This window comes from Methylobacterium sp. D54C, from assembly GCF_053345595.1.
Window position 1 is genome coordinate 66,703 of record NZ_JBKFAK010000021.1, and the last position, 25,241, is coordinate 91,943.

The 25,241-nt window shown below is 67.3% G+C and carries 24 protein-coding genes, 1 tRNA gene and 2 pseudogenes; 18 read left to right on the forward strand and 9 right to left on the reverse strand.

Annotated features, from left to right (window positions below):
- Positions 1-64 precede the first annotated feature (64 nt).
- Entirely contained in the window at positions 65-571 is a 507-nt protein-coding gene (locus tag ACLBYB_RS26365) for a coiled-coil domain-containing protein (RefSeq protein ID WP_447700554.1), read from the forward strand.
- Positions 572-574: 3 nt separating this feature from the next.
- On the opposite strand, the gene serB is transcribed toward ACLBYB_RS26365, so the two are convergent.
- Positions 575-1,468: a phosphoserine phosphatase SerB gene (gene serB, locus ACLBYB_RS26370; protein WP_447700555.1), complete on the reverse strand. Its 894-nt coding sequence runs from the start codon at positions 1,466-1,468 to the stop codon at positions 575-577.
- A gap of 14 nt (positions 1,469-1,482) precedes the next feature.
- Here serB and miaA point away from each other — a divergent pair, with 14 nt between their 5' ends.
- Entirely contained in the window at positions 1,483-2,409 is a 927-nt protein-coding gene (miaA, locus tag ACLBYB_RS26375) for a tRNA (adenosine(37)-N6)-dimethylallyltransferase MiaA (protein ID WP_447700556.1), read from the forward strand.
- Between the two features lie 134 nt (positions 2,410-2,543).
- Here miaA and ACLBYB_RS26380 read toward each other — a convergent pair whose 3' ends face one another.
- Positions 2,544-3,413, reverse strand: a complete 870-nt coding sequence (locus ACLBYB_RS26380) for an NAD(P)-dependent oxidoreductase (RefSeq protein ID WP_447681994.1) — start codon at positions 3,411-3,413, stop codon at positions 2,544-2,546.
- 289 nt (positions 3,414-3,702) lie between these two features.
- Between ACLBYB_RS26380 and ACLBYB_RS26385 the strand changes: the two genes are divergently transcribed.
- The 5 genes from ACLBYB_RS26385 (at position 3,703) to ACLBYB_RS26405 (ending at position 10,468) form a co-directional block, all read left to right on the forward strand.
- Positions 3,703-5,763: a carbon starvation CstA family protein gene (locus tag ACLBYB_RS26385; protein WP_447700557.1), complete on the forward strand. Its 2,061-nt coding sequence runs from the start codon at positions 3,703-3,705 to the stop codon at positions 5,761-5,763.
- An 8-nt stretch (positions 5,764-5,771) separates the two neighbouring features.
- Entirely contained in the window at positions 5,772-5,993 is a 222-nt protein-coding gene (locus ACLBYB_RS26390; RefSeq protein WP_273561037.1) for a YbdD/YjiX family protein, read from the forward strand.
- A 164-nt stretch (positions 5,994-6,157) separates the two neighbouring features.
- Positions 6,158-6,358, forward strand: a complete 201-nt coding sequence (locus tag ACLBYB_RS26395) for a DUF3606 domain-containing protein (protein WP_091675589.1) — start codon at positions 6,158-6,160, stop codon at positions 6,356-6,358.
- 106 nt (positions 6,359-6,464) lie between these two features.
- Positions 6,465-6,899 (forward strand): tellurite resistance TerB family protein, encoded by a 435-nt coding sequence (locus ACLBYB_RS26400; RefSeq protein ID WP_020091280.1) that lies wholly within the window; start codon positions 6,465-6,467, stop codon positions 6,897-6,899.
- A gap of 272 nt (positions 6,900-7,171) precedes the next feature.
- A complete protein-coding gene (locus ACLBYB_RS26405; protein ID WP_447700558.1) occupies positions 7,172-10,468 on the forward strand; it encodes an efflux RND transporter permease subunit in 3,297 nt (1,098 codons plus the stop codon).
- A gap of 97 nt (positions 10,469-10,565) precedes the next feature.
- Here ACLBYB_RS26405 and cynS read toward each other — a convergent pair whose 3' ends face one another.
- A complete protein-coding gene (cynS, locus tag ACLBYB_RS26410; RefSeq protein ID WP_029358676.1) occupies positions 10,566-11,054 on the reverse strand; it encodes a cyanase in 489 nt (162 codons plus the stop codon).
- 375 nt (positions 11,055-11,429) lie between these two features.
- On the opposite strand from cynS, the pseudogene ACLBYB_RS26415 reads away from it, so the two are divergent.
- From ACLBYB_RS26415 to ACLBYB_RS26440, 6 genes and pseudogenes are all read left to right on the forward strand, one after another.
- Positions 11,430-13,252 (forward strand): annotated as a pseudogene (locus tag ACLBYB_RS26415) (sigma 54-interacting transcriptional regulator).
- Positions 13,253-13,338: 86 nt separating this feature from the next.
- Positions 13,339-14,619 (forward strand): EAL domain-containing protein, encoded by a 1,281-nt coding sequence (locus ACLBYB_RS26420; protein ID WP_447700559.1) that lies wholly within the window; start codon positions 13,339-13,341, stop codon positions 14,617-14,619.
- A gap of 177 nt (positions 14,620-14,796) precedes the next feature.
- Positions 14,797-16,359: a tRNA (adenosine(37)-N6)-threonylcarbamoyltransferase complex ATPase subunit type 1 TsaE gene (gene tsaE, locus ACLBYB_RS26425; RefSeq protein ID WP_427508558.1), complete on the forward strand. Its 1,563-nt coding sequence runs from the start codon at positions 14,797-14,799 to the stop codon at positions 16,357-16,359.
- A gap of 19 nt (positions 16,360-16,378) precedes the next feature.
- Positions 16,379-17,131, forward strand: a complete 753-nt coding sequence (locus ACLBYB_RS26430; RefSeq protein WP_447700560.1) for a nucleotidyltransferase family protein — start codon at positions 16,379-16,381, stop codon at positions 17,129-17,131.
- Between the two features lie 124 nt (positions 17,132-17,255).
- Positions 17,256-17,332 (forward strand) — tRNA-Arg (locus ACLBYB_RS26435).
- 104 nt (positions 17,333-17,436) lie between these two features.
- Complete coding sequence (locus tag ACLBYB_RS26440; RefSeq protein WP_447700561.1) at positions 17,437-17,868, forward strand: hypothetical protein; 432 nt, start codon at positions 17,437-17,439, stop codon at positions 17,866-17,868.
- Between the two features lie 14 nt (positions 17,869-17,882).
- Here the strand turns inward: ACLBYB_RS26440 and ACLBYB_RS26445 are convergent.
- Positions 17,883-18,872: pseudogene (locus tag ACLBYB_RS26445) on the reverse strand (recombinase family protein); the annotation flags it as partial.
- A gap of 43 nt (positions 18,873-18,915) precedes the next feature.
- On the reverse strand, positions 18,916-19,185 hold the full coding sequence (locus ACLBYB_RS26450) for a hypothetical protein (RefSeq protein ID WP_447700562.1): 270 nt from the start codon (positions 19,183-19,185) through the stop codon (positions 18,916-18,918).
- Positions 19,186-19,360: 175 nt separating this feature from the next.
- Between ACLBYB_RS26450 and ACLBYB_RS26455 the strand changes: the two genes are divergently transcribed.
- The 4 genes from ACLBYB_RS26455 to ACLBYB_RS26470 are packed head-to-tail and all read left to right on the forward strand — an operon-like array spanning position 19,361 to position 21,068.
- Entirely contained in the window at positions 19,361-20,008 is a 648-nt protein-coding gene (locus ACLBYB_RS26455) for a hypothetical protein (RefSeq protein ID WP_447700563.1), read from the forward strand.
- Positions 20,009-20,056: 48 nt separating this feature from the next.
- Entirely contained in the window at positions 20,057-20,449 is a 393-nt protein-coding gene (locus tag ACLBYB_RS26460) for a hypothetical protein (RefSeq protein WP_447700564.1), read from the forward strand.
- A 23-nt stretch (positions 20,450-20,472) separates the two neighbouring features.
- Positions 20,473-20,745 (forward strand): hypothetical protein, encoded by a 273-nt coding sequence (locus ACLBYB_RS26465; protein WP_447700565.1) that lies wholly within the window; start codon positions 20,473-20,475, stop codon positions 20,743-20,745.
- Positions 20,742-21,068 carry a hypothetical protein gene (locus tag ACLBYB_RS26470; protein WP_447700566.1) on the forward strand — a complete coding sequence of 109 codons (327 nt, stop codon included), beginning with the start codon at positions 20,742-20,744 and terminating at the stop codon, positions 21,066-21,068. Before ACLBYB_RS26465 ends, ACLBYB_RS26470 begins: the two co-directional genes overlap by 4 nt.
- On the opposite strand, the gene ACLBYB_RS26475 is transcribed toward ACLBYB_RS26470, so the two are convergent.
- The gene (locus tag ACLBYB_RS26475; protein ID WP_447700567.1) at positions 21,065-21,355 is read right to left on the reverse strand and encodes a type II toxin-antitoxin system RelE/ParE family toxin; all 291 of its coding nucleotides are present in this window, start codon (positions 21,353-21,355) and stop codon (positions 21,065-21,067) included. The genes ACLBYB_RS26470 and ACLBYB_RS26475 overlap by 4 nt on opposite strands.
- Positions 21,355-21,600: a type II toxin-antitoxin system ParD family antitoxin gene (locus tag ACLBYB_RS26480; RefSeq protein ID WP_447700568.1), complete on the reverse strand. Its 246-nt coding sequence runs from the start codon at positions 21,598-21,600 to the stop codon at positions 21,355-21,357. The genes ACLBYB_RS26475 and ACLBYB_RS26480 overlap by 1 nt, the downstream gene beginning before the upstream one ends.
- 348 nt (positions 21,601-21,948) lie before the next feature.
- Here ACLBYB_RS26480 and ACLBYB_RS26485 point away from each other — a divergent pair, with 348 nt between their 5' ends.
- A complete protein-coding gene (locus ACLBYB_RS26485) occupies positions 21,949-23,376 on the forward strand; it encodes a hypothetical protein (protein ID WP_447700569.1) in 1,428 nt (475 codons plus the stop codon).
- Between the two features lie 75 nt (positions 23,377-23,451).
- Here ACLBYB_RS26485 and ACLBYB_RS26490 read toward each other — a convergent pair whose 3' ends face one another.
- Entirely contained in the window at positions 23,452-24,480 is a 1,029-nt protein-coding gene (locus ACLBYB_RS26490) for an SMEK domain-containing protein (RefSeq protein ID WP_447700570.1), read from the reverse strand.
- A gap of 38 nt (positions 24,481-24,518) precedes the next feature.
- Positions 24,519-24,956 (reverse strand): hypothetical protein, encoded by a 438-nt coding sequence (locus tag ACLBYB_RS26495; protein WP_447700571.1) that lies wholly within the window; start codon positions 24,954-24,956, stop codon positions 24,519-24,521.
- Positions 24,957-25,241: the final 285 nt, after the last annotated feature.

The window sequence follows — 25,241 nt, forward strand, 5'->3', positions numbered from 1 at the left end:
ACGCTGCGCCGCGGCACGGCACACTGGGGCCGCGAGTCGGTGCGGCTCGGGCGGGTTCGGACCCATGACGGCCGTTGCGTTCGACACCCTGAAATTCGCCCGCGCCCTGCGGGAGACGGCGAAGCTGTCGCCCGAGCAGGCGGAGGGCCTGGCCGACGCGCTGGTGGACGTCTTCGACGGGAATCTGGCGACGAAGGCCGACATTCGCGACGTGCAGGCCGAACTGCAGATCGTCCGCGGCGATATCGAAGCCCTCAAGATACAGACCCGCGGCGACATCGAGGCACTGCGACTCACGACCCAGGCGGATATCGAGGGGCTTCGCATCTCGACCAAGGCGGATTCTGACAGTCTTCGTCAGTCGACCAAGTCGGATATCGAAGCCCTCCGCCTATCCACAAAAGCCGACATCGACGGTCTGCGCCTCGAGACCAAGGCCGACATCGAGGCCGTGAAGGGCGCGATCGCCTCCGCGAAGGTCGAGACGGTGCGCTGGCTCGTCGGCGCGATCGGCTTTCAGACGCTCGCCGTGCTCGGCGCGGTCATCGCCCTGACCCGCACCCTCCACTGAGCCTCACCCCACGAACTCCGCCGCCGCGTAGCCCTGCAGGTACAGGAGCGCGGTGAGGTCGCCGTGCTCGACCCGGACCCGCGCCGCGGCCGCGACCGCGGGCTTCGCCCGGAACGCCACCCCGAGGCCGGCCTCGCCCAGCATGTCGAGGTCGTTGGCGCCGTCGCCGACCGCGAGGGTCTCGGCGGCGCCGAGGCCGAGCTGCCCGCGCAGCGCGATCAGCGTCGCGCGCTTCTCGGCCTTCCCGACGATCGGGTCCTCCACCAGGCCGGTGAGCCGCCCGTCCGCAACGCCCAGCACGTTGGACCGGTGCTCGTCGAAGCCGATCATCGCGGCGATCGGGCCGGTGAACAGCGTGAAGCCCCCGGAGACCAGGCAGGTCTGGGCGCCGTGCGCCCGCATCGTCCGCACCAGCGTGCCGCCGCCCGGGGTCAGGGTCAGGTGCTCGGCGATCAGCCCGTCGACCGCGCCGACCGGGATGTCCTTCAGGAGCGCGACGCGCTCGCGCAGGGCCGGCTCGAAGGCGATCTCGCCCCGCATCGCCCGCTCGGTGATCGCCGCCACGTGGTCCTTGAGGCCGAGCGTCCCGGCGAGCTCGTCGATGCATTCCTGCTCGATCATGGTGGAATCCATGTCGGCCAGGAACAGGCGCTTGCGCCTGTGCGCGTCGGCGGGCAGCACCGCGAGGTCGATCGGCTCGCCGGCCAGCGCCGTGCGCAGCCTGTCGGTGAGGGCCGCCGCGGCCGCGGGCTCGCCCGGCACCAGCAGCTCGGCCGCCACCTCGCCGTGCAGGATCCGGGGCTGGTGCTCCGTCCGCAGCACGGCGCGCGTCTCGGCCAGCACCGCGTCGGTGATGGACGGCCGATCCGGGTTTGCTATCAGGACCGCGACCAGCATCGTGGAGTTTCGCCTTGCCGCCAGACCGGGGGGAAGCCGGGGGGCGCCCGGCCGCGGTCCTCATCGCAGGGCCCACCGCGTCGGGCAAGTCGGCGCTGGCCGCCCGGCTGGCGGAGCGTCACGGCGGCGTGGTGATCAACACCGATTCCATGCAGGTCTACGCGGACCTGCGCCGCCTGACCGCGCGGCCCGACCCGGACGAGGAGGCGCGCGTGCCTCACCGGCTCTACGGCCACGTCGACGGCGCCGTGAACTACTCCGCGGGGCACTTCGCGCGGGACGCGGCGGCGCTGCTGGCGACGCTCGGCGGGCGCCTGCCGGTCTTCGTGGGCGGCACCGGCCTGTACTTCCGGGCGCTGGAGCAGGGCTTTTCGGAACTGCCGCCGGTGCCCGACGTCGTGCGGCGGCAGGTGCGGGACGCGGCCGAGGGCCGCCCGACCGAGGCGCTGCACGCCGAGCTCGGCCGGCACGATCCCGAGGGGGCCGCCCGCCTGCGGCCGAGCGACCGGATGCGGGTGATGCGCGCCCTGGAGATTTTTCTCGCGACGGGCCGGCCGATCGCCAGCTTCTACGGCGACCCGGTGCCCGGGCCGCTCGCCGGCCGGAACCTCCAAAGAATCTTCCTGGCACCCGACCGGGCGGTGCTGCGCGCCCGGATCGACGCCCGCTTCCGGACCATGATCGCCGAGGGGGCGCTGGACGAGGTCGCCCGCCTGCGCGCGCGCGATCTCGACCCGATGCTGCCGGTGATGCGCGCCCACGGGGTGCCGGGCCTGATCGCCCACCTCGACGGGGCGATGAGCCTCGAAGCGGCGATCGTCCGGGGGCAGGCGGATACGCGCGCCTACGCCAAGCGCCAGGTCACGTGGTTCCGCCACCAGATGGGGGAGGCGTGGCGCTGGGTGGATCCAGAATCCGCGGGGGTCGAGGAACTGTTCTGAGGCGAGCGCCCGACCCGCCGGGCGAGACCGGCGCGCGCGGCGCCGCGACCGGTGCGGCCCCCTCTCGCGCGGGAGAGAGGGCCTGTCGCGTCCGTCTTGCCCGGTCCTCGGCTCCGGGCGAAGGCTGAGAGCCCTCAGCGCTCCAGCCGCGCCACGAGGCTCGACGTGTCCCAGCGGTTGCCGCCCATGGCCTGCACCTCGGCGTAGAACTGGTCGACGAGGGCCGAGACCGGCAGCTTGGCGCCGTTGCGGCGGGCCTCGTCCAGCAGGATGCCCAGGTCCTTGCGCATCCAGTCGACCGCGAAGCCGAAGTCGAACTTGCCCTGGTTCATGGTCTTGCCGCGGTTCTCCATCTGCCAGGAGCCGGCGGCGCCCTTGGAGATCACGTCGAGCACCGCCTCGACGTCGAGGCCGGCGCGCTTGGCGAAGTGGACGCCCTCCGACAGGCCCTGGACGAGGCCGGCGATGCAGATCTGGTTGACCATCTTGGTGAGCTGGCCGGCGCCGGCCGGGCCCATCAGCCGGCAGGCGCGGGCGAAGGACCCGATCGCGCCCTCGACCTTGGCGTAGGTCGCCGCGTCGCCGCCGCACATCACGGTGAGCACGCCGTTCTCGGCGCCCGCCTGGCCGCCGGAGACCGGCGCGTCGATGAAGCCGAGCCCCTTGGCCTCGGCCGCCGCGGCGAGTTCCCGCGCGACCTCGGCGGAGGCCGTGGTGTGATCGACGAACACCGCGCCGGGCTTCATGCCGGCGAGCGCCCCGTCGTCGCCCAGCACGACGCTGCGCAGGTCGTCGTCGTTGCCCACGCAGGCGAACACGATCTCGGCGCCCTCGGCGGCCTGCCGGGGCGTGGGCGCGTGGGCGCCGCCGTAGGTCTTCACCCAGGCCTCGGCCTTCGGGGTGGTGCGGTTGTAGACGGTGACGTCGTGGCCACCCTTCTTGGCGAGGTGTCCGGCCATCGGGCCGCCCATCACGCCGAGACCCAGGAATGCGACCTTCGCCATTGTCGTGCGCTCCTCGCGGGCCCGACCGCGCCGGCGCCCTTCCATCTCCGACGGCGGGCGGCGACGGAGCTCGGCAGCCGGGCCGTGAAGGGGGTCGGGGCCGTGCCGGGGGACCCGATGTGACAGATTGGGCGTCGTGCCGCCGCCGACGCTGCATCACAGCTCGGATCGCTTGCGTCAACGGCGGACCAATAGGATAACCCGCCCGTGTAGCCCGGGACCACGAAGTCCCAGCCGGAGCCCCCCGCGCGTGGCCCCGCGCGCGAGGCGTTCGGTCAGGGAGTGGGACATGGGTTCGGCGATCGGCAGGCACGGGCCCTGGGCCCTCGTGGGGGCGCTCGGCGCCGCGGCGCTGGCGATCGTGGCGAGCCAGCGCGGCGAGACGATCAACGCCCTCTGGATCGTGGTCGCGGCGGTCTGCGTCTACCTCATCGCCTACCGCTACTATTCCCAGTTCATCGCCGACAAGGTGATGCGGCTCGACCCGAAGCGCGCGACCCCCGCGGTGCGCCACAACGACGGGCTCGACTACGTGCCCACCAACCGCGGCGTCCTGTTCGGCCACCACTTCGCGGCGATCGCGGGCGCGGGCCCGCTGGTCGGCCCGGTGCTCGCCGCCCAGATGGGCTACCTGCCCGGCATGCTGTGGATCCTGGCCGGCGTGGTCCTCGCGGGCGCCGTGCAGGACTTCATGGTCCTGTTCGTGTCGATGCGCCGGGACGGCCGGTCGCTCGGCGAGCTGATCCGGGCCGAGCTCGGAACCGTGCCGGGCATCATCGCCCTGTTCGGCACCTTCCTGATCATGGTGATCCTGCTCGCCGTGCTGGCGCTGATCGTCGTCAAGGCCCTCGCCGAGAGCCCCTGGGGCACCTTCACGGTGATGTCGACGATCCCGATCGCCATGCTGATGGGCGTCTATTCCCGCTACATCCGCCCGGGCAAGATCGGCGAGGTCTCGATCCTCGGCTTCGTCCTGCTGATGCTCGCCATCGTCGCCGGCGGCTCGGTGGCGGCGAGCCCGGTCTGGGGACCGGCCTTCACATTCACGGGCCCGCAGCTCTGCTGGATGCTGATCGGCTACGGCTTCGTGGCGTCGATCCTGCCGGTCTGGCTGCTGCTGGCCCCGCGCGACTACCTGTCGACCTTCCTCAAGATCGGCACCATCGTGGGCCTCGCGCTCGGCATCGCCTTCGTGGCGCCGCACATGCAGATGCCGGCGGTCACCAAGTTCGTGGACGGCACCGGCCCGGTCTGGGCGGGCAGCCTGTTCCCGTTCCTGTTCATCACCATCGCGTGCGGCGCGGTCTCGGGCTTCCACGCCCTGATCTCGTCGGGCACCACCCCGAAGCTGATCGCCAGCGAGTCCGACGCCCGCTTCATCGGCTACGGCGGCATGCTGATGGAATCCTTCGTGGCGATCATGGCGCTGGTCTCGGCCTGCGTGATCGACCCGGGCGTCTACTTCACCATGAACTCGCCCGCGGCCCTCATCGGCACGACGCCCGAGACCGCCGCCGCCGCGGTGACCAAGCTCGGCTTCGCCACGACGCCGGAGGTCATCACCCAGACCGCCGCCGACGTCGGCGAGCACACGATCATCTCGCGGGCCGGCGGCGCGCCGACCCTCGCGGTCGGCATGGCCCACATCATCTCGTCGGCCATCGGCGGCAAGGCCATGATGGCCTTCTGGTACCACTTCGCGATCCTGTTCGAGGCGCTGTTCATCCTCACGGCCGTGGACGCGGGCACCCGCGCCTGCCGGTTCATGGTGCAGGATCTCGTCGCCTTGGCGATCCCGTCGTTCAAGAACACCACGTCGTGGGGGCCGAGCATCGCGGCGACCGCCATCTCGGTGGGGGCCTGGGGCTACTTCCTCTACCAGGGCGTGACCGACCCGCTGGGCGGCATCAACACCCTGTGGCCGCTCTTCGGCATCTCGAACCAGATGCTGGCCGCGGTGGCGCTGACGCTCTGCACGGTGGTGATCTTCAAGATGAAGCGCGAGCGCTACGCGTTCGTGACCATCATCCCGACCGCGTGGCTGTGCATCTGCACCCTCACGGCCGGCTGGCAGAAGATCTTCTCGGCCGACCCGAAGATCGGCTTCCTGGCCCACGCCGAGCGCTACGCGGCCGCCGCCGCGGAGGGCAAGATCCTGGCGCCTGCCAAGAACGCCGACCAGATGAGCCAGATCATCCTCAACGACCGGATCGACGCGGTGCTGGCGGCGCTGTTCATCGGCCTCGTCGTCGCCATCGCGGGCTTCGGCATCGCCGCCTGCGTGAAGGCGTGGCGCGCGGACCGCTGGACCGCGCTGGAGACCGAGCCGCACATGGTCCCGGCGGAGTAGGAGGTCCCATGCTGCCGTCGTCGAACCTGCGGGACCGGATCCGGACGCTGTCCAAATGCGTCTGCGACGGCGCCCGCCTGATGGTCGGGCAGGGGGACTACGCGGCCTATGCCGAGCATGTCCGCCGCACCCATCCCGACCAGGCGCCGATGACCGAGGTGGAGTTCTTCCGCAACCGGGAGAACGCCCGCTTCGGGGTCGGCAACACCGCGGGCTTCCGCTGCTGCTGACAGGCGGCCGGTGAGCTTGGTCGTCCTTGCTTCGCTGCGCGCGCGATGACGGCGGCGTGTCCTCGCCGCGGACCGGGCCCCGCTCGCTGCGCGGACCCGATCGGGCCCGGCCGGCGTTCTCCACGCCGGAGGGCCGCCCGGCCCTCGCCAGATGCGGAAGGCCGATGACCGACCAGAGCGTGCAGGACCCGATCGAGCCCCGGGCCGTCAACACCGCCCATGCCTGGGAGCGGGCCTACTGGGCGCGCCGGTTCATGGTCCCGGTGGAGCAGGTCGAGGCCGCCGTGGCGGCGGTCGGCGACGATCCGGCCCGCGTGGCCGCCCATCTCGGACGGGACTGGCCGGGCCACGAGCCCGCCACCTGATCCCGCCGCGCCAGGACTAGTCCTCCGCGATCCCGGGCTTAAGCTCGGCCGCATCTTGACTCCGCCGCCACAATATCCGCCATCTCAGGCCCGACGGGAGGTCGGCATGAGCATTTTCCAGGACGCCATCCTTCGGTTCGGCCGCACGATCATGTCGTACGCGGGCGACGCGGTCTTCCTGCAGGCCGCGGTCTCGTCCGCCGCCAACGTCATCGTGGCCGATGGCGACGTGGGCGAGGAGGAGATCGAGTCGGCGATCACCGGCATCCGCGCCAACCCGATCCTCGAGAAATCCTACGACACGCTGCGCGTCGAGCAGGAGCTCTACGAGGCGATCACCCGGGCCAAGACCCGGGCCGGGCGGCTGGAGAACCTGCGCCATGTCGGCGCCATCGCGGATCGGCCGATCGAGCAGCGCCAGGACGTGTTCCTGATCGGCGCGGACGTGGCCGATATCGACGGCATCAGCGAGGTCGAGCACAAGGCGCTCGACGAGATCGCCGGGGCGCTGCAGGTCGACAAGTCCGCCCTGCTGCGCTGATCCGGCCGGCCCGTCGCCCGGCAGACCCCGGGACGGCGCGCCGGGACCGCTCTCCCCGTCCGGCACCCGCATCCCGAGGTGACGCGGCCCGGCCCTCCGTGCCGGGTCTTCGCGGACGCCGGCGCGGGCGCGAGGCCGCCGCCATCCCGAACCTGCGGCGACGCGGCCCGTCCCTTGCCTGACCGGACGTGATAGCGAAACAGTCCGGGTTTAGCCGGTGAGCCGGTATACAACGCGGAGTTGCCGGCCCGGGGCCGGACGGCGGAGACCGCATGGGCCTCGTCCTCTACGCGCTCAAGTTCCGGATCACGACCTACGTGCTCGCGGTCCTGATGATGCTCGGCGGCGTCGGGGCGATCGTCGTCGCGCCGAAGGACGTGCTGCCGGTCGTCGACATCCCGGTCGTCGTGGTGGTCTGGACCTATACCGGCCTCTCGGCGCCGGAGATGGAACAGCGCATCACGACCTACGCCGAGTACGGCATCTCCAACAACGTCAACAACATCCGCCGCATGGAGTCGACGACGCTCCAGGGCACGGCGGTGCAGCGGATCTACTTCGAGCCCACCGTCAGCCTCAATCTCGCCATCGCCCAGGTGGTGTCCTCGACCAACTCGATCCGCGCCGTGATGCCCCCCGGCACGCAGCCGCCGGTGATCGTGCGCTACTCCGCCTCCTCGGTGCCGGTGATCCAGCTCGCCCTGACCTCGGCCAAGGAGAGCCTCAACCAAGTCTACGACTACGCCCAGTACCGGATCCGCCAGACCCTGGCGCAGGTCCCGGGCTCGACCCTGCCGTCGCCCTTCGGCGGCGCCCCCCGGCAGATCATGGTCGACCTCGACCTCAACGCCCTCCAGGCGCTCGGCCTGACGCCGCTCGACGTCACCAACGCCATGACGGCCCAGAACCTGACCGTGCCGTCCGGCCTCGCCAAGATCGGCGAGCAGCAGTACCCGGTCCAGCTCAACGGCACTCCGCCGTCGATCGAGACCCTGAACCTCGCGCCGATCAAGGTGGTGGCCGGCCAGCCCGTGCTGGTGCGCGACGTCGCCTATGTCCGCGACGGCGGCCCGCCGCAGGTCAACGTGGTCAGCGCCGACGGCCAGCAGGCGGTGCTGATGCAGATCATCAAGAACGGCAACGCCTCGACGCTGAACGTCGTCAACAACGTCAAGGCGGCGATGCCGACGATCCGCGCTGCCGCGCCCGAGGGGCTGGCGATCAAGCCGCTCTTCGACCAGTCGGTGTACGTCTCGAACGCCATCGAGGGGGTGCTCCACGAGGCGCTGACCGCGGCGGCCCTGACCGGCCTCGCCATCCTGCTGTTCCTCGGCTCCTGGCGCTCGACGATCATCGTGCTGATCTCGATCCCGCTCTGCGTCATGACCTCGCTCGCCGTGCTGGCGGCGCTCGGCGAGACCATCAACGTGATGACGCTGGGCGGGCTGGCGCTCGCGGTCGGCATCCTGGTGGACGACGCCACGGTGGCGATCGAGAACACCTACCGGCTGTTCGAGGAGGGCGAGGAGTTCCGCGAGAGCGTGGTCCACGGCGCCGCCGGCATCGCCAAGCCGGCGCTGATCTCGACGCTCGCGATCTGCGCGGCCTTCACGGCCGTGTTCGCGCTCACCGACACGCCGAAATACCTGTTCACCCCGCAGGCGCTCGCGGTCGTGTTCGCGATGCTGACCTCCTACCTGCTGTCGCGGACCCTGGTGCCCCTCCTGATCGACGTGATCGTGGCGCCGGAATACCGCCGGAAGCACGCCAAAGACCGGGACGCGCACCGGGACGCGCACCCGGCGCAGCACGCGGCGCCCCGGCGGGGCCGGATCGCCCGGGCCGTCGGCCTCGTGGGCGCCCCCGCGCTGCGGCTCGCCGGCCGGATCCACGGCGCGTTCGAGCGCGGCTTCGCGCGGTTCCACCGGGGCTATGTCGGGCTGCTCCACGCGGTGCTGCGCCACCGCGTCGTCACCCTGGGCGCCGTCGGCGGCGTGCTCGGCATGACCGGCGTGCTGTTCACCTTCGTCGGGCAGGATTACTTCCCGCAGATCGAGGCGAGCCAGATGACCATGCATCTGCGCACCCGCACCGGCATGCGCATCGAGACCGCCCGGCAGGTCTTCGCCGAGGTCGAGGACACGGTCCGCGAGATCATCCCGCCGGCCGAGGTCGACCAGATCCTCCAGAACATCGGCCTGCCGTCGAACAACTACAATTTCGCGTTCTCGGACGGCTCGTTCGTCTCCTACAATGATGGGCAGATGCTCATCAGCCTCAAGGAGGGCCACGGCTCGGTGGCAGGCTACACAAAGCGGCTGCGCGCGGTGCTGATGAAGCGCTTCCCCGACATGGTCGTCTACTTCCAGCCCGCCGACATGATCACCCAGATCCTGAACTTCGGCGTCCTCACGCCGATCGACGTGCAGGTCTCCGGTCGGCACAAGGAGAAGGACCTGGAGGTCGCCCAGCGCATCGTGCAGCGGCTGAAGCACACGAAGGGCCTCGTCGACGTCCACCTGCAGCAGATCGTCAACGAGCCGCAATTCTACGTCGACGTCGACCGGCGCCTCGCCTCCGAGCTCGGGCTGACCGAGCAGCAGGTGGCGCAGAACATGAACATCTCGCTGTCCGGCAGCTACCAGGTCACGCCGAACTTCTGGCCGGACCCGAAGACCGGCATCCCCTACCAGCTCTGGGTGCAGACGCCCGAGTACCGCAACAGCTCGCTCACCGACCTGCGCAACACGCCGATGTTCGTGCGCGCCGCCGCGACCTCCGGCTCCGGCCCCGGGGTGCTGACCCTGCTGTCGAGCCTCGCGGACATCCGCCGGACGCCGACGCAGACCATGATCAGCCACGTCAACATCCAGCCGACCTTCGACATCTTCGCCTCGGTGCAGGACCGGGACCTCGGCTCGGTCGCGCGCGAGATCGACAGGATCGTCGAGGACGAGCAGAAGAACCTCGAGGCGCCGGACAAGATCGTCGTCCGCGGCCAGATCGAGAACATGCGCTCGGCCTTCTTCCGCCTGGAGATCGGCCTCGGCATCGCGCTGATCGCCGTCTACCTGCTGATGGCGGTGAACTACCAGAGCTGGGGCGACCCGTTCGTGGTGATCGCCGCCCTGCCGTTGGCCTTCTGCGGCATCACCTTCGCGCTGTTCGTGACCGGCACGCCGTTCTCGATCCCGTCGATCTTCGGGGCGATCATGTCGGTGGGCATCGCCTCGGCGAACTCGATCCTGCTCGTCACCTTCGCCAAGGAGCACCGGGAGGAGACCGGGTGCAGCGCCCTGGAGGCGGCGATCACGGCGGGCGAGACCCGGCTGCGGCCGGTGCTGATGACCGCCTCGGCGATGTTCCTGGGGCTCATCCCGATGGCGCTCGGGACCGGCGAGGGCGGCGAGCAGAACGCCGCGCTCGCCCGCGCGGTCATGGGCGGCATCGCCTTCGCGACGCCCGCGACGTTGCTGCTGGTGCCGTTCCTCTACGTGCTGATGCGCGGCGGCCCGGCGCGGCCGGTGCAGGATTACCTGGAGCCGGAGGGCCGCCCGGCGGCGGCGTGAGGGACGGCGGCGCGTCCCGCGCCGCGGCCGGTGTCGCTGGCCCGATCCGGATGCCTGACCGTCGGATCCCGATCGGGGGGATGCCCTCGCGGGTCGCTCACCCCTCCTTGAAGCCGTATTCCGGCGTGTCGTCGTCGTTGCCGTAGTACTTGTACGGCAGGAACTTGCCCGACATGGTGAGCTTCACGCGGTCGCCCTTGTTGTTGGCCTCCCGGGCCATGTCCATGTTGAAGTCGATCGCCGACATGATGCCGTCGCCGAACTCCTCCTGGATCAGCTCCTTGAAGGTCGTTCCGTAGACCATCACCAGCTCGTAGAACCGGTAGATCAGCGGGTCGGTGGGCGGCATGGACGGGATCGAGCCGCGATAGGGCGGCTCGTTGAGCATCCGCTCCTCGGCGGCGGTGAGGCCGAAGAGCTCGGCCGCCCGCTTGGCCTGGGCCTTCGGGAGCTTCATCTGGCCCATGCAGGCCGCGGTGATCAGGAACGGCGACAGGCCGCCGATCTCCGCGTGGATGTGCTTCCAGCTCCACCCCTTCTCGCGCTTGATGTCGAGAAGCTTCTCGGTGAGGTCTTCGCGCTTCATCGTCGGCTCCCGGATCTCGATCTGCGATGGGTCCGGTGAGGCCGCGCGCTCCGCGGCCCCACCCACCCGGTGCGGGTGCGCGTCCGGACCGCGACCGGTGAGGGGGGACGGTCGCGTCCGGACGCGGACATCCGCCGGGCGTCGTCGCGGCGCGCCTTCGGGAGCGGTGCCGGCCGACGGGCGGACAGCCTCACTCGGCAAAGGGTGTGCCAGAAGGGATGCCGGAGAAATCGCTCGATCTGCCAGAGGTTTGGGTCGCCGGATGTCGCTGACGACATCTCGTTGGAAACGAGATATCGTGAGCCAATGACGATATCTCGTGAGTCCGGTGCCGCCGGAAGCTTCGGGCCGGTCTTCGAGGCGAGCCCGGATCCCATGCTGGTCCTCGCGCCGGAGGAGGACCGGGTCGCGGACGCCAACCCGGCGGCGGCGCGCCTCCTCGGCTACGGCCGCCCGGCGCTGCGCGGCGCACGGGCGAGCGCCCTGTTCCCGGGCCAGCTCCCGGCGCTCACGGTCTTCACCGAGGCCGCGCTGGCCCGGGGGCACTGGTGGACGCGCACATTGCGCCGCGCGACGCGGCCGGGCGCGACCTGCGGGTCGAGACCGTGGCCTTCCCGCTCCCGGGCGACGCGATGCGCCTCCTCGTCACCCTGGCGGACCCGGACACGCTCCACCGCCGCCAGGTCGACGGCGAGGCCGAGGCCCACATGCGCGCCGGCCTCTCGGAGTGGCAGCGCGTGGAGCGCATCTTCCGCGACATCGAGCGGGGCAACCAGCTGATCCTGCGCGCGGCCGGGGAGGGGATCTACGGCGTCAACGCGGAGGGCGTGACCACCTTCGTCAACCCGGCCGCCGCGCGCATGCTCGGCTGCGAGGCCGCCGACCTCGTCGGCCGGGACATGCACGCCGCCGTGCACCACACCCGCCCGGACGGGAGCCACTACCCCCACCGCGACTGCCCGATCTACGCGGCGTTCCGGGACGGGACCGTGCACCAAGTCGATCACGAGGTCTTCTGGCGCGCCGACGGCACCGCCTTCCCGGTCGAGTACACCTCGACGCCGATCCGCGACCGGGGGCGCCTGCTCGGCGCCGTCATCGTGTTCCGCGACATCAGCCAGCGCCGTGAGGCCGAGGCCCGCCTGACGAGCGCACTCGCCGAGGTCGATTCCCTCCGGGAGCGCCTGGAGCTGGAGAACGCCTACCTGAAAGAGGAGATCCGGGCCGAGCGCCAGCACCAGGGCATCATCGGCCGCTCGCCCGCCATCGCGGCGACGCTCCGGCAGGTCGACCGCGTCGCCGCCACCGACGCCACCGTGCTGATCACCGGCGAATCCGGCACCGGCAAGGAGCTGATCGCCCGGGCGATCCACGAGGGCAGCCGCCGCAGTGCCCGCCCGATGATCCGCGTCAACTGCGCGGCGATCCCCCGCGAGCTGTTCGAGAGCGAGTTCTTCGGCCACGCCAAGGGCAGCTTCACGGGGGCGCTGCGCGACCGGATCGGCCGGTTCGAACTCGCCGACGGCGGCACGCTGTTCCTCGACGAGGTCGGCGAGATCCCCCTCGACCTCCAGGGCAAGCTGCTGCGCGTCCTGCAGGAGCGCTCGTTCGAGCGGGTCGGCGAGGCGCGCACGCGGGCGGTGGACGTGCGCGTGGTCGCGGCCACCAACCGGGACCTGCGCGCCGAGATCCGGGCGGGCCGCTTCCGGGAGGACCTCTACTTCCGCCTCAACGTCTTCCCGATCCAGGCGCGGCCCCTGCGCGAGCGGCCCGAGGACATCCCACCGATCGCCCTGCACCTGCTCCGGGTCGCCGCGCGCCGCCTCACCGTCCCGGAGCCGCGCCTCACGGAGGGCGATGTCCGCCGCCTCTGCCGCTATTCCTGGCCCGGCAATGTCCGGGAACTGGAGAACGTGATCGAGCGGGCGGTGATCCTCTCCGCCCGGGGGCGCCTCCGCCTCGACCTGCCCGACGGTGAGGCGACCGGACCCGCGGACGCGGCCAGCCCGGCCGCGCCGCCCGGCGGGCGGCCCGCCACCGAGGCCGAGCGCCGGGCGCGCGACCGCGCCGAGATCGTCGCGGCCCTGGCGCTGGCGGGCGGCCGGATCTCCGGGCCGGGCGGCGCGGCCGCGCTCCTCGGCCTTCGGCCGACGACGCTGGCCTCGCGGATCAAGGCACACGGGATCCCGCGCGGCTGATCCGGCGGGCCCTTGATCCGATCTTAAGGCCGCTGTGCCTACGCTCGCGCCGGGCTTTCCCCGCGAAGGCGCAGCGTCCCCGACCGATGCACGACCTCTCCGATCCCGTCACTCTCCCGGCCGGCACCGTCCTGTTCGAGGAGGGGGCGATCGGGCACTGCGCCTACCTGATCCTGAGCGGGCGCATCGCGATCTTCCGGCGGCGCGACGGCGCTGAGGCCGTGCTCGCCCGGCGCGGCCCCGGCGAGATCTTCGGCGAGATGGCCATCCTCGACGCCCTCCCGCGCTCCGCCGGCGCGCGCGCCGAGGCGGATTGCGTGCTCGTCCCGGTGGACGCGGCGCAGATCCGCCAGCGGCTCGCCGGCGCCGATCCGATCCTGCGCCTCTGCCTCGAGGGGCTCATCGCCCGGTTCCGCGAGACCCTGCCGCGCCTCGGGCCGGCTTCCGCCGAGGGGCTTCAGGCGCCGCCGTCGCCCGCCGCCCGCGCCGATTTCGACGCGACGGTCGCGTCGCTCGCGCAGGAGCGCGCCCTGCGGCGCGCCCTGGCCCGGGACGAGTTCGCGCTGTTCCTGCAGCCGATCGTGCGGCTCGCCACCGGGCGCCTCGCCGGCTTCGAGGCCCTGATCCGCTGGCACGATCCCGAGCGCGGGCTCGTGCCCCCCGCCGCCTTCATTCCGGCCGCCGAGGCGAACGGCCTGATCCTGGCGATCACCGCCTGGGTGATCGACGCGATCGGCCGGATCGTGCCCCGCATCCTGCAGGCCGGCCTGCGCGCGCCCGCCTCCGTCGAGCCCTCCCTGTTCGTGAGCTTCAACGTCACGGCCCAGGATCTCGCCCGCGCGGACATACCGGGTCTCGTCGACGCGATGCTGCGCCGGACCGGCCTCGCGCCCGGCGCCCTCAAGATCGAGGTCACCGAGAGCGCGCTGATGCAGGATCCGGCCGGGGCCGCGGCCGCCCTCGCGCGCTGCCGCGCTGCCGGCCTCGGCATCGCGGTGGACGATTTCGGCACCGGCTACTCCTCGCTCAGCCATCTCAGCACCCTGCCGATCACCACGCTCAAGGTGGACCGGGCCTTCGTCCGGGCGATGCTGGCGGAGCCGCGCGATCGCCGGATCGTCCAGACCATCCTGCGGCTCGCCGAGGAGATCGGGGTGGCGGCGGTCGCGGAGGGCATCGAGGGCCGCGCCGAGGCGGAGGCCCTCGCGGCGATGGGCTGCGCCCTGGGCCAGGGCTACCATTTCGGCCGCCCGATGCCGGAGGCCGACGCCCTCGCGGCGGCGGCGGCCTGGAACGCCGAGGCGTGGCGCGTCGGGCTCTCCGGGGAGGCTGATCCGGGGCGGCACGGGTTCCACGCCCGGGCCTGACGGATTCCCGGCCCCGGCGCGGTCTTTCGCCACCCCCGCGAGCGTGGTTTCGATGCACCGGGCGGGCGGGAAGCGCGCGGCTCCGGGCGGAAACGCTTGCATCCGGTGCGTGTTTTCGGACCATGCGTCTTCGGGTCTCGGAGGCGGGCTTTGGGCGGAGACGAGCGGGACGGGCAGATGGCCGAAGGGGCTGCGGGGGCATCCGCGCATCCGGCGCCCTGGGAATTCGTGCTGCCGGAGGAGACGGCCACCGAGGATCTCGGCCTGTTCCTCTCCGAGTTCCTGATGCCCGGGGACGTCGTGGCTCTGTCCGGCGGCCTGGGCGGCGGCAAGACCACGCTCGCCCGCGCGGTCATCCGCGAGCTCGCCGGCGACCCGCGCCTGGAGGTGCCGAGCCCGACCTTCACGCTGATCCAGCCCTACGCGGCCCGCGACGGCCGGCCGATCGTCCACGCCGACCTGTACCGGCTGCGCGACCCCGACGAATTGGTGGAACTCGGCTTCGACGAGATGGCCGAGGGCGCGATCACCCTGGTGGAGTGGCCCGACCGGATGCCGCCCCGCGCCGGCCCGGTGCTGACCGTGGACCTGTCCCTGCGGGCGGAGTTCGGCCCCGAGGCGCGGCTCGCGCGGATCGACGGCACCGGCGGCATGCGCGCCCGCCTCGACCGGGCCCGCGCGGTGCGCCGCCTCCTCGACCGCAGCGGCTGGGACATCGCCGAGCGGACCTTGATGCAGGGGGACGCCTCCTCCCGCGCCTACGAGCGCCTGACCAAGCCCGACGGCACCAGCGCCGTGCTGATGATCGCGCCGCCGCGACCCGACGGGCCGCCGGTGCGGGACGGCAAGCCCTACAGCGCGATCGTGCACCTCGCCGAGAGCGTCCACGCCTTCGTGGCCCTCGACCGCGGCCTGCGGGCACTCGGCTTCTCGGCTCCGAAGATCTACGGCGAGGACCTGACCGAGGGCCTGCTCATCCTGGAGGATCTCGGCAGCGAGCCGGTGATCGAGGGGGGCGCCCCGCGGCCCGAGCGCTACGCCGAGGCCGTGCGCGTGCTGGCCAAGCTCCACGCCAACCCGCTGCCCCCGGTCCTGCCCGTGGCGGAGGGGATCGAGCACAGGCTGCCGCCCTACGACATGGAGGCGCTGCTGTTCGAGGCGGAGCTGATGCCCGAATGGTACGCCCCGGCGATCCGGAACGTCAGCCTGTCGGCGGAGGCGCGGGCGGCCTTCGTCGACCTGTGGCGGGGGGCGCTCCAGGGCGCGATCCCGGACCGGCCGACCTGGACCCTGCGCGACTACCATTCCCCGAACCTGATCTGGCTGCCCGAGCGCGACGGGCTGGAGCGGGTCGGGCTGATCGATTTCCAGGACGCCGTCATGGGCCACCCGGCCTACGACGTCGCCTCGCTGCTGCAGGATGCCCGGGTCGATTCCAGCGCGGAGTTCGAGCTGCGGCTCCTCGGCCTCTACGCCCGCGAGCGCCGCGGCCGGGACCCGACCTTCGACGTCGGCGCCTTCGCCACCGCCTACGCGCTGCTGGCGGCCCAGCGGGCCACCAAGATCCTCGGCATCTTCGCCCGGCTCGACCGGCGCGACGGCAAGCCCGGCTACCTCGCCCACCTGCCGCGGATCGAGGGCTACCTCGCGCGCAACCTCGCCCATCCGGCGCTCGCCGGGCTGCGGGCCTGGCACGCGGACCATCTGCCGGGCCTCGTCGCCCCGGCGCCCGACCCCTGACCACCGGATTCCCGACCGCATGAGCGATCCCAGCCCCGCCGTCAGCCGCGCCTTCGTCCTGGCCGCGGGCCTGGGCAAGCGCATGCGGCCGGTGACCGCCACCGTGCCGAAACCCCTGGTGGAGGTGTCCGGCAAGGCCCTGCTCGACCACGCCCTCGACCGGGTCGCCGAGGCCGGGATCGGGAGCGCAGTCGTCAACGTCCACTACCTCGCCGACCTGATCGAGGGGCACCTCGCGCGCCGGGCCGAGGGGGCGGCCCCGGGACCGGCCACGACCGTCTCCGACGAGCGCGCGGCGCTGCTGGAGACGGGCGGCGGCATCCGCAAGGCGCTGCCGCTCCTGGGCGACGCGCCGTTCGTGGTGCTGAACTCGGATTCGTTCTGGCTCGAGGGGCCGGCCTCCAACCTGCGCCGGCTGATCGAGACCTGGGACGGGGACCGCATGGACGGCCTGCTGCTGGTGGCGCCGACCGCCACCAGCCTCGGCTACGAGGGCGCCGGGGATTTCGTGATGGATCCGGACGGCCGCCTGAAGCGCCGCGGCGAGCGCGCGGTGGCGCCGTTCATCTACGCGGGGGTGGCGATCCTCACGCCGGGCCTCTTCGCCGACACGCCGGAGGGCGCCTTCTCGCTCAACCTGCTGTTCGACCGGGCGATCGCGGCGGGGCGGCTGTTCGGGATGCGGCTCGACGGCCAGTGGCTGCATGTCGGTACGCCGGAGGCGATCCGGGCCGCGGAGGAGCGCGTCCGCGCGAGCGCCCGGGCCCCGTAGAGAGCCGGATCCGGGGCACGATGCGCGGAGCGCGAAGTCCTTGTCCGAAGTGTCTTGCCAAGCCGGATCTGAGCCTCTAGAAGCCCCTTCACACCGGCGGGCCGAGAGCCCGCCGCCGTGTCAGGCGCCCGTAGCTCAGCTGGATAGAGCACCAGACTACGAATCTGGGGGTCAGAGGTTCGAATCCTTTCGGGCGCGCCATTCCCATTTCACCGCTGAAAAAGTCGCCTAAGACCTTGAACGGCAAGGTCATACTGGGCGTTCTAAAACCCTCGCCTCGCTTGTAACGGAGGCTGTGGGCAAAGGTGAGTTTGAGCACCGCGCGGCGGTCCTCGATCCGACCAGTTTCCCAAAGCTTCCAAGGGCTTGATACGAAGTCGAGTCCGGTTCTAAGCCGCCGCTCAAAATCGCCCGGCGGCGTGGCCGAATTTTCGATTTTTTCGCGCAAGAGCAGCTTGTCGTTTTCGAGCCGCTGCACCTTTTCCTCAAGCGCCCGCATGACCGCCGGAACGGTCGTTTCGACGATCCGCTCGACCGCCTGGTCGATTTGCTCCTCGACCTTCGCAAGCGCCGCCTTGAGCGCCTTCGTCTGGCTGGCGACGTTTGCCTGCCTGCGGTTCCAGAGGTCCTTCATCATCGCGGTTGCAACATCGAACAGCTGCGGTTGCGGCTGGGCGCTTCTCAGAATGGTCGCGAACTCACCCTCGATCACGTCGCGGCGAATCGCCTTGCCGTAGCTGGCGCAGCCCTTCTTCGGGCACTGATAGTAGGGATGGCGCTTCTTCTGCGCGCTGCCGCTGATCGACCAGCAGGCGGTCAGCGGTCCGTCGCAGTCGTCGCACAGCACGAAGCCGCGCAGCGGGAAATCCTGGCTGAGATCGGTCCGGTAGGTGGTACGCAGGCCGTTGAGGCGGTCCTGCGTCCGCTGGAACGTCTCGTAGGAGATTAGCGGCTCGTGGTGGCCCTTGCGCCGCGTGACGCCCCAGATCGGCGCTTCGACGTAGCCCGCATAGATCGGGTTCCTGAGCATGTCGCCGACACGCTGGTGCGGAAGTTTGCCGTTCCTCGGCTTAGGGTAGAGCGGGTGCTCTTCGAGGAAGCGAACCACGTCCGCTTGGCTTTCGAGCTGGCGGGACGCGTAGCGCTCGAAGGCTTCCGCGATGATGGACGCCTGCGGCTCCATGCGTACGAGCATACGGCCATTGAAGCCGGGCACGCGGCCATAGACGTAGCCGGACGGAGCAGCGAACACTGCAAAGCCGTTCGAGATACGCGCTTGCATCCGGTTCAACGTCTGCTCGCGGTTGTTGACCCTGTGATAGTCCGCAAAGGCGACGGTGACGTTCTCCATGAGGCGCGACGAGGAGCGCTCATCGAGCACGCCTGCTGGCGTTTCCAGGATCGCGCCGAGCTTCGCGATCTCGCGGCGCAAATCGGCATGGTCGTAGAAATTGCGTGTGAAGCGATCGAGATGGTCGAAAATCACGCGATAGCGCGTGCCCTTGTTCTTGCCGATGAAAGCGAGCATCGCACGCAGACCAGGGCGCTGGCTTTCGCTGCCGGTGAGTTTGTCCCGGAACACCGTTTCGACGTTGTAGCCCATCCGCAGGCAGTAATCGCGCAGCCGCGTTTCCTGCGACGCCAGGCCGTCGCCCTCGCGCTCCTGTTTCTTGCTCGAAATCCGGCAATAGATGACCGCGGTCACGTTTTGATTGTCGAAATTTTGCGGTTTGGATTTCATGCAGGGCCTCGTGCTGGTTTTGTGTTCTCCGTGAAACGCTGAATTATTCTACATCGCCCGAGTCGCGAGCGGCGGAAGCGAAGATCGAAGACGAAATCTGCCCCCAGCTTTCTGCGGGCAAATTCATCTCCATGCACATCCGCGCCATGTCCCAAAGGATGCGCAGCAGCTCGCTTGCCTGCGCCGGTGAGAGGTCAAGCCCTTCGAGAAAGGGAAGGTACTGCGCCTCGTCGAAGTCGGCCATCGATGCCAGCGGCAAGTCGCTTTCAGCTCGCATCAATTTAGAAATGCGTTCGCGCTCGTCCACTCTCATGGCCGTCCTCCTTCTTGGTGTTGGGTCGGGATGATTGACTATATCCCAACCACGAGAACAAAACAAGAATAAAATCCTATATTGCGTCTTCCGTTGCTTGAGCCAACATCGCGCAGGCTGGCGGGTAAACGCCCGGACTGGCAAGCTCGGTGACGCCTCGATTTGGAAACGAAAAATGCCTCGCGATCCGAAAAAGGCAAAGCAAAGCAAGCGATTAAGCCACCCGAAAAAACCACCGCGAAAGAGTCGGCTGCTCGCCTCATCAAAACTTTCGGACGCTAAAATCCGCGAGGTGATCCGCTGCTATGCATTCGCTCGCAGCCCTGCCGAGGCCATAGCCCGCACGGGCCTTAGCCACGTCACCATCTACCGCCTCTATGGTCTCATCCGGCAGCGGCTCGCGTTTTTCGATGTGCTCATACCAAAGGAGAAGTTCATTGACTTCATTAACGAGGGTGAAGAGGAAAATGGCCTTTTGTTCGATTGGGAGGAATTTGAGCACTTCCTTCAGAAAGCCGTAGGAGATCGCCGCGGCATCAAGCCAAAAAACCGGCCGCTTTATATTTCAGAAGCAATTTATCGGTTCGAAGGGCTTCATACGCCGCAGCAGCTTTATAACCTGATCATGATGACGATACGCGCTGGCGGTCCACTAAACCGTATGCCAACGTTCGGCTACTCTTGGCCGCTCGTCATGGAAATCATACGCATCAATATGAATCGGGCGCGGGAGGTGCTCCGCAAAAGCGACGCCAAATCCGAACTTGCCTGGCTGTTTCCAGCGCTGGATGCGTTCGAACAGCGGGCGGGCCGTCCCATCTGAGCCAAGCGGATTCACACACCGTTGGAAACGACGTAGATTCTGCCTTGGGTGATCGACTGGATTTTCCGCATGTCATCTGCGGACCCGCTGCGCAAAGCCATGACCGATGCCGAGTTCTGGGCGCAGCCCGGAGACGCTCTGCCGGTCTGGATGATCGCGCGCCGTCACTACATTGAAAGCCTGAACCTTCGGCTGGGTCCTGGCGGCACAATGCGGCTGGTCGAGCTGATCGGCGAGGCGGGCGGCCTGACACCGCCGGAAGCGCGGCCATGGTTTGAGGTGGAACACCACACCTGGGCCCGGATCGAGCGCATCCTATTCGACGTCCTGCAAGATCGGCATCTTTTCGGCATCGAACTGCCCGGCCATCTCAGCCGGTGGCTTGAAACTGTCGAAGCTCGATGCACGCCGCTCTTCGATCAAAGCGGTGAGGGGCTCTGATACGGGCAGCGAAAGGCTAATTCATGAAGCGCCGCACGTTCCTCCACGCTGCTGCAGTCATCCCTGCGGCGTATGCGCATCAGCCACTCTCGGCGCGTGAACGCTACCGCATCGATGCGTCCGCGGCGCGGTCCGCAATGCTGGATCGGATTGCTCAGGGAGGAGAGTTCGATGCGGAGCTGGCTCGGTTCGAAATGAAGGCCCAGCTGCTGCGTGAGAAGCACAACGTCTTCCTGTGGGACGGACCGACCACCGCCAGAGGTTACCGGCATCCGTCTTGGCCGCAAGAGGCATGACCCGTGACGAACAAGCAGCCGCTATCTTGCGGGCCCTCGGCCTGCCGCTGATCAACGAGCAATTCGCCCGCTATGTCGACGCGGTCATGCGATTGGCGGTTTTGGCCTTTGATGACGATGCCTGCCTGCGCGACGGTTCGACCGAAGCCGTCCTGGGCTGGAGGCCTAGGGAATGGGCGCTCCTCAAAGGCGAGTTGGAGCTGGCCGTGAAAGACAGTGAGATGCCGCCGCCTGCGCAAGCTGAGTGGCTGATCGCGTTCGAAGCGGTGTACCGGATTGCAGACAGCGACCAAATTGAGCCTGATTATCGCGGCGTGCTTTAGAGGTGCCGGTCGATATCCATGCGCTGATGCAGGATGCGCACGACCTCGATCACGCCAGCCGCGCCCATCCGGTAGAAGACGACGTGAGAGCCGACCGCGAGCTTGAAATAGCCGGTGCGGATGTCGTCGGCGTTGCGTCCTTTGACAGCGCCGCGGGCGAGGCCGTCAAAGCTATCGGCGAACTGGCGCACATAGCGGTCAGCTTGAGCCTCGTCCCAGCGTTTGGCCGAGTAGGTCCATATGCCGGAAAGATCGCGGCGAGCGGCAGCGGAAAGGCGGACGCGCACTATTGCCCGGCAGACTGGCGCATCGAGGCGAGGAAGGCGTTGCTGTCGAACTCCTGGAAGTCTCCGCTGGCTTCGCCTTCGGCCAGGGCGGATCGCAGCGCTTCAAGCTTGGCTTCGCGTTCTTCGAGGAGGCGCAAGCCCGCACGGACCACATCGCTGGCAGAGCCGTAGCGTCCGCCTTCTACCTGACGGTCGATGAACTGCGCGAAGTGATCCCCGAGCGAGATCGATGTGTTTCTGGCCATGGCCTACCTCTAGCTTCCAGCTTATACCAAAAATTGGTACAGCACCAGAACAATGCGGGAGGCCTGCCAGGGCGAGGCGGGGTGTGGAGTAGGGCTGCAGCTGGCTGCGTCATGTCCGGACCCCATCTATGGCCCCAGACCAACAGCTGGTCAAAATCCACTACCTTGCAAGGCGTTGTTTGATCACGATCGTTGTAGACCTTGCTTGGTAAGCGGAGGATTTTTCTTGAGCACGACCGATTCCCCAAGTTTATGAACGAGCTACAATTCGCAGATAAATTTCCGCTTTGGTTATTCATTTTATTCATGTGCTATTACTGACAAGCAAGCTTAGGGACGGAAAATTTGATGCGCAAAATCCCACAATGGGAATTCGATTTTTACGCTCTGTCGCTACCGCGAGGCCATGACTTCGGGGGTGAGACGCCTGTTGCCGCGTGGGGCGGCGAGGACGGGCGTAGTTGCGGCATCGTGACCCGACAAGCCAAAGTAGGCGAATTCAACATCATCGTCATGCGGCGTCGCTTGGACGCGGTCTGGACTATAACGCGCCGGGCGACTGGGTTTCCGTCGATAGATGCCGCGGCAACTGCAATGGAGCCCGATCTTGCAGAAAATCTACCGCCAGAGCCGCTTCCACCCGGCACTTCGATGCGGCCACCCCTATACGACACCGGAAATCGGGAACCGAGTGAGGTCTTTCGATTGCTTGCAACGCCATCCCGCAGCCCTGCCGCCTGGGCTTTGAATCAGCTATATCTCGCCTTGCCCAAGCCAGACCGGAACTGGGTTAGTGACTGTCAGACAAATAATTTCCATACGCGCTTATGGGAAGCGCAGCTCCTTGCTTCGCTCCGTGAGCAGGGACTGCTTGTCGAACAGCCGTTCGAGTCACCCGACTTCCGGATCGAGAACCATCTCGGCGACGAAGCCTGGATCGAGGCGGTGACGGCCAACCCGGCTGTACCATACAATCATGTGAATGCACCGTTAGTGGACATACCTAGCGATCGAGAAGAAATTTTCTTTGGGGCAGCCGCGCTACGGTTCGCGAAGACTATCGGCAACAAGCTAGCGCGTCGCTACGATCAATTACCTCATGTCGCAGGGAAAGTATTTATTCTCGCTATTGCGGACTTCCACGCTTCCGGCTCCATGATGTGGAGCCGTGAAGGTCTAATCGCTTATTTAATGGGAGCGGGTGCTACTGTAGCTGAGGTTGACGGCCAACTGCAGGCGGTTCCGCTACCCGCAGAGACACTGCTTGGTCCGACCCAGTTTCCAACCGGGCTATTTACGGATAATCGGCATGCTGAACTCTCAGCAATCATTTTTTCTAATGCTTGCTCGTTAGCGAAGCTGAACCGCGTTCCTATATCAGGCGGTGGAGCGCCGAAAGGATATCGATACACTAGGATGGGCCAATTTTTCGATAGAGCGCCTGGTGCGTTTAAGGGTATTCCATTTTGCTTAGATGTTGACACCGATGAATACCGAGGATTGTGGCCTCATGGCTACGAACCATGGACAGCAGAAATGGAAGTTTTTCACAATCCTTTCGCAACCCACTCGGCTTCATTCGACCTGTTACCAGAAGCGCAACATTGGTTTCTCGACAATAACGAATGGCGCTGCACCTCGGTGTACGAGAAATCTATCCTATGGTCACAGACGCAGATCACAGATGCCGATATTCCAGCGCCGACTTTGCAAAAGTGGCTTGATGCAAGCGAACGGCTCCGAAACGGGCCGCCGCGCGATGATCGCCAACGATGAAATTGTCTGTAGGCGCCCGGGCATTGGGTTGCTGACCTAGATATCATTCGGACCGCCCTATGATAATGAGCGCGCTCAGAAATCGGAGAAATCTAGAATTACTAGCGGCTTACGTAAATCATATCCTAGTTCGCTGACATACTCGATGAATAGCAAATGGAAGATGTCGCGAGATCCAGGAAAATGTATGGACCAATAATAAGCTTCGCCATGATTATTCGGCTCATTGAGGCTGACTAATCCCGCCTCAGACAGGAGAGCAAGATCACCATCAAGATCTTCGCCATGGTAGATTCTGCGGAGCTTCGGATCGCTAATGCGGAAGTTATCGGAGGAACCCGTCGTTTTATCGTCCTTTCGCTCAATTAGAAATTTAAATACCTCACGCGTAAGACGCGGCAGCGTCTGCAGCACCCCGCTGAGCTCAGCGATTGCTTTCTCTGCGTCCGCACGATCCATGTCCCACTCGTTCTTAGCTTGAAAATGAGCCTCCATCTTTGCTGCGTCCGAGAGCTGCGGCTTTGGAAGCGCCTCAATGAGGCTTTCAATACCGGTCGGGAAACGACCCTCCTCGTCGGGAATCTCCAGTTCAATCCGAACACGCCGCGTTTCGCGCGATATATAGTCCGCTAGGTCAATTAATGTGTCGATGGGAAGAGGCATGATGCGACTGCAGACGTCATTGAAATCCCACACCATTTCAGACGTGAATCCGAACCTTTCGTATGGCTCGCCTGTAAAAGTGTAGCTGCCCTGTTTTTCGCCGATCACGAGGATACGTATGTTTGGATACTTACCGCGCTGATCTTCATCTATTTTTTCAAGCGTCTCTCGAACCTTAGAGCCGGATTTGTCAGCCGTGACTTGAAAGGCCCATCCACTACTTGCATCACCAAGATCTAAACCAGGATTGTTCGAATGTTCTTCGTTGAGATTTGAGAGCCCCAAGTTAAGAGCCCTGTTGAGCACCTCTTTGGCAAAATCTTCAACGTGAGTGTGTATATCGAAAAGATGCAAGCGCCCACGCTGTTTGGCCTGAGCTGCGATACCAGCAAGATCGTCGACGATCTGGCCTATCAAATGTCCACGGGTTAGCATTGCCATCCTTTTGTTTCGAGCGTCATTATACACACACGATGATTTTAGATCTTGGCATTCGTTGCAAGCGAACGAAAGAGGGCTTCCAGCACGTTCCGGTGAAATCCAAAGCGTTGCCCGATTATTGTTGCCCCGAAAGCAAGTGACGACCTTGACAGCCTATATGACTGTATCGTGCCAATGGCATCGCCCGTGGTTGGCATGGTTACCGCGAAGGGATCGAGCGGCATCAGAGCGGGTTCGACTTGGCAGTGGAGAATGGCACCATAAGGCTTGATGTTCGCCTTCAGGCTTGAGCATGAGCGGTTCATCATCCTGCGGGTCATGAACAGCGGCAGGAGTTGGCAGAGCGACGTTCCAACCGACGAGGAGGGCGGTTTAGCGCGACGTGCAAGATGTGCGGTGTAATACACCGCAATCTTGGCAAGGGAGCCGCTGCGCGCCCCCGTTGCATCCCCCACGCAGTGGCGCTCCATCGGCATCGAGCCTCATCGCACCACAGAAACGCCGCCGTTTCATCCGTTCAGGAGGAGGCGTTCCTGCCCCTCCCGAAACCCACCCAGACCAAGCGCTTCGCCGCTGGACCACGACCAGGAGGAGACTTCGCTCTCCCCTGGACCCCATCGACCAAAGGCGTGTGGTAAGCGATGTTCCGACCCCATCTTCTGTGGGGCGATCTGACCGGGCAATTTGACGATCCGCACGAGAGGATCGTTTTGTGTCTCGACTTGACCGTAGACTTGAGCCGGAGGGGACGGTCCGGCGTT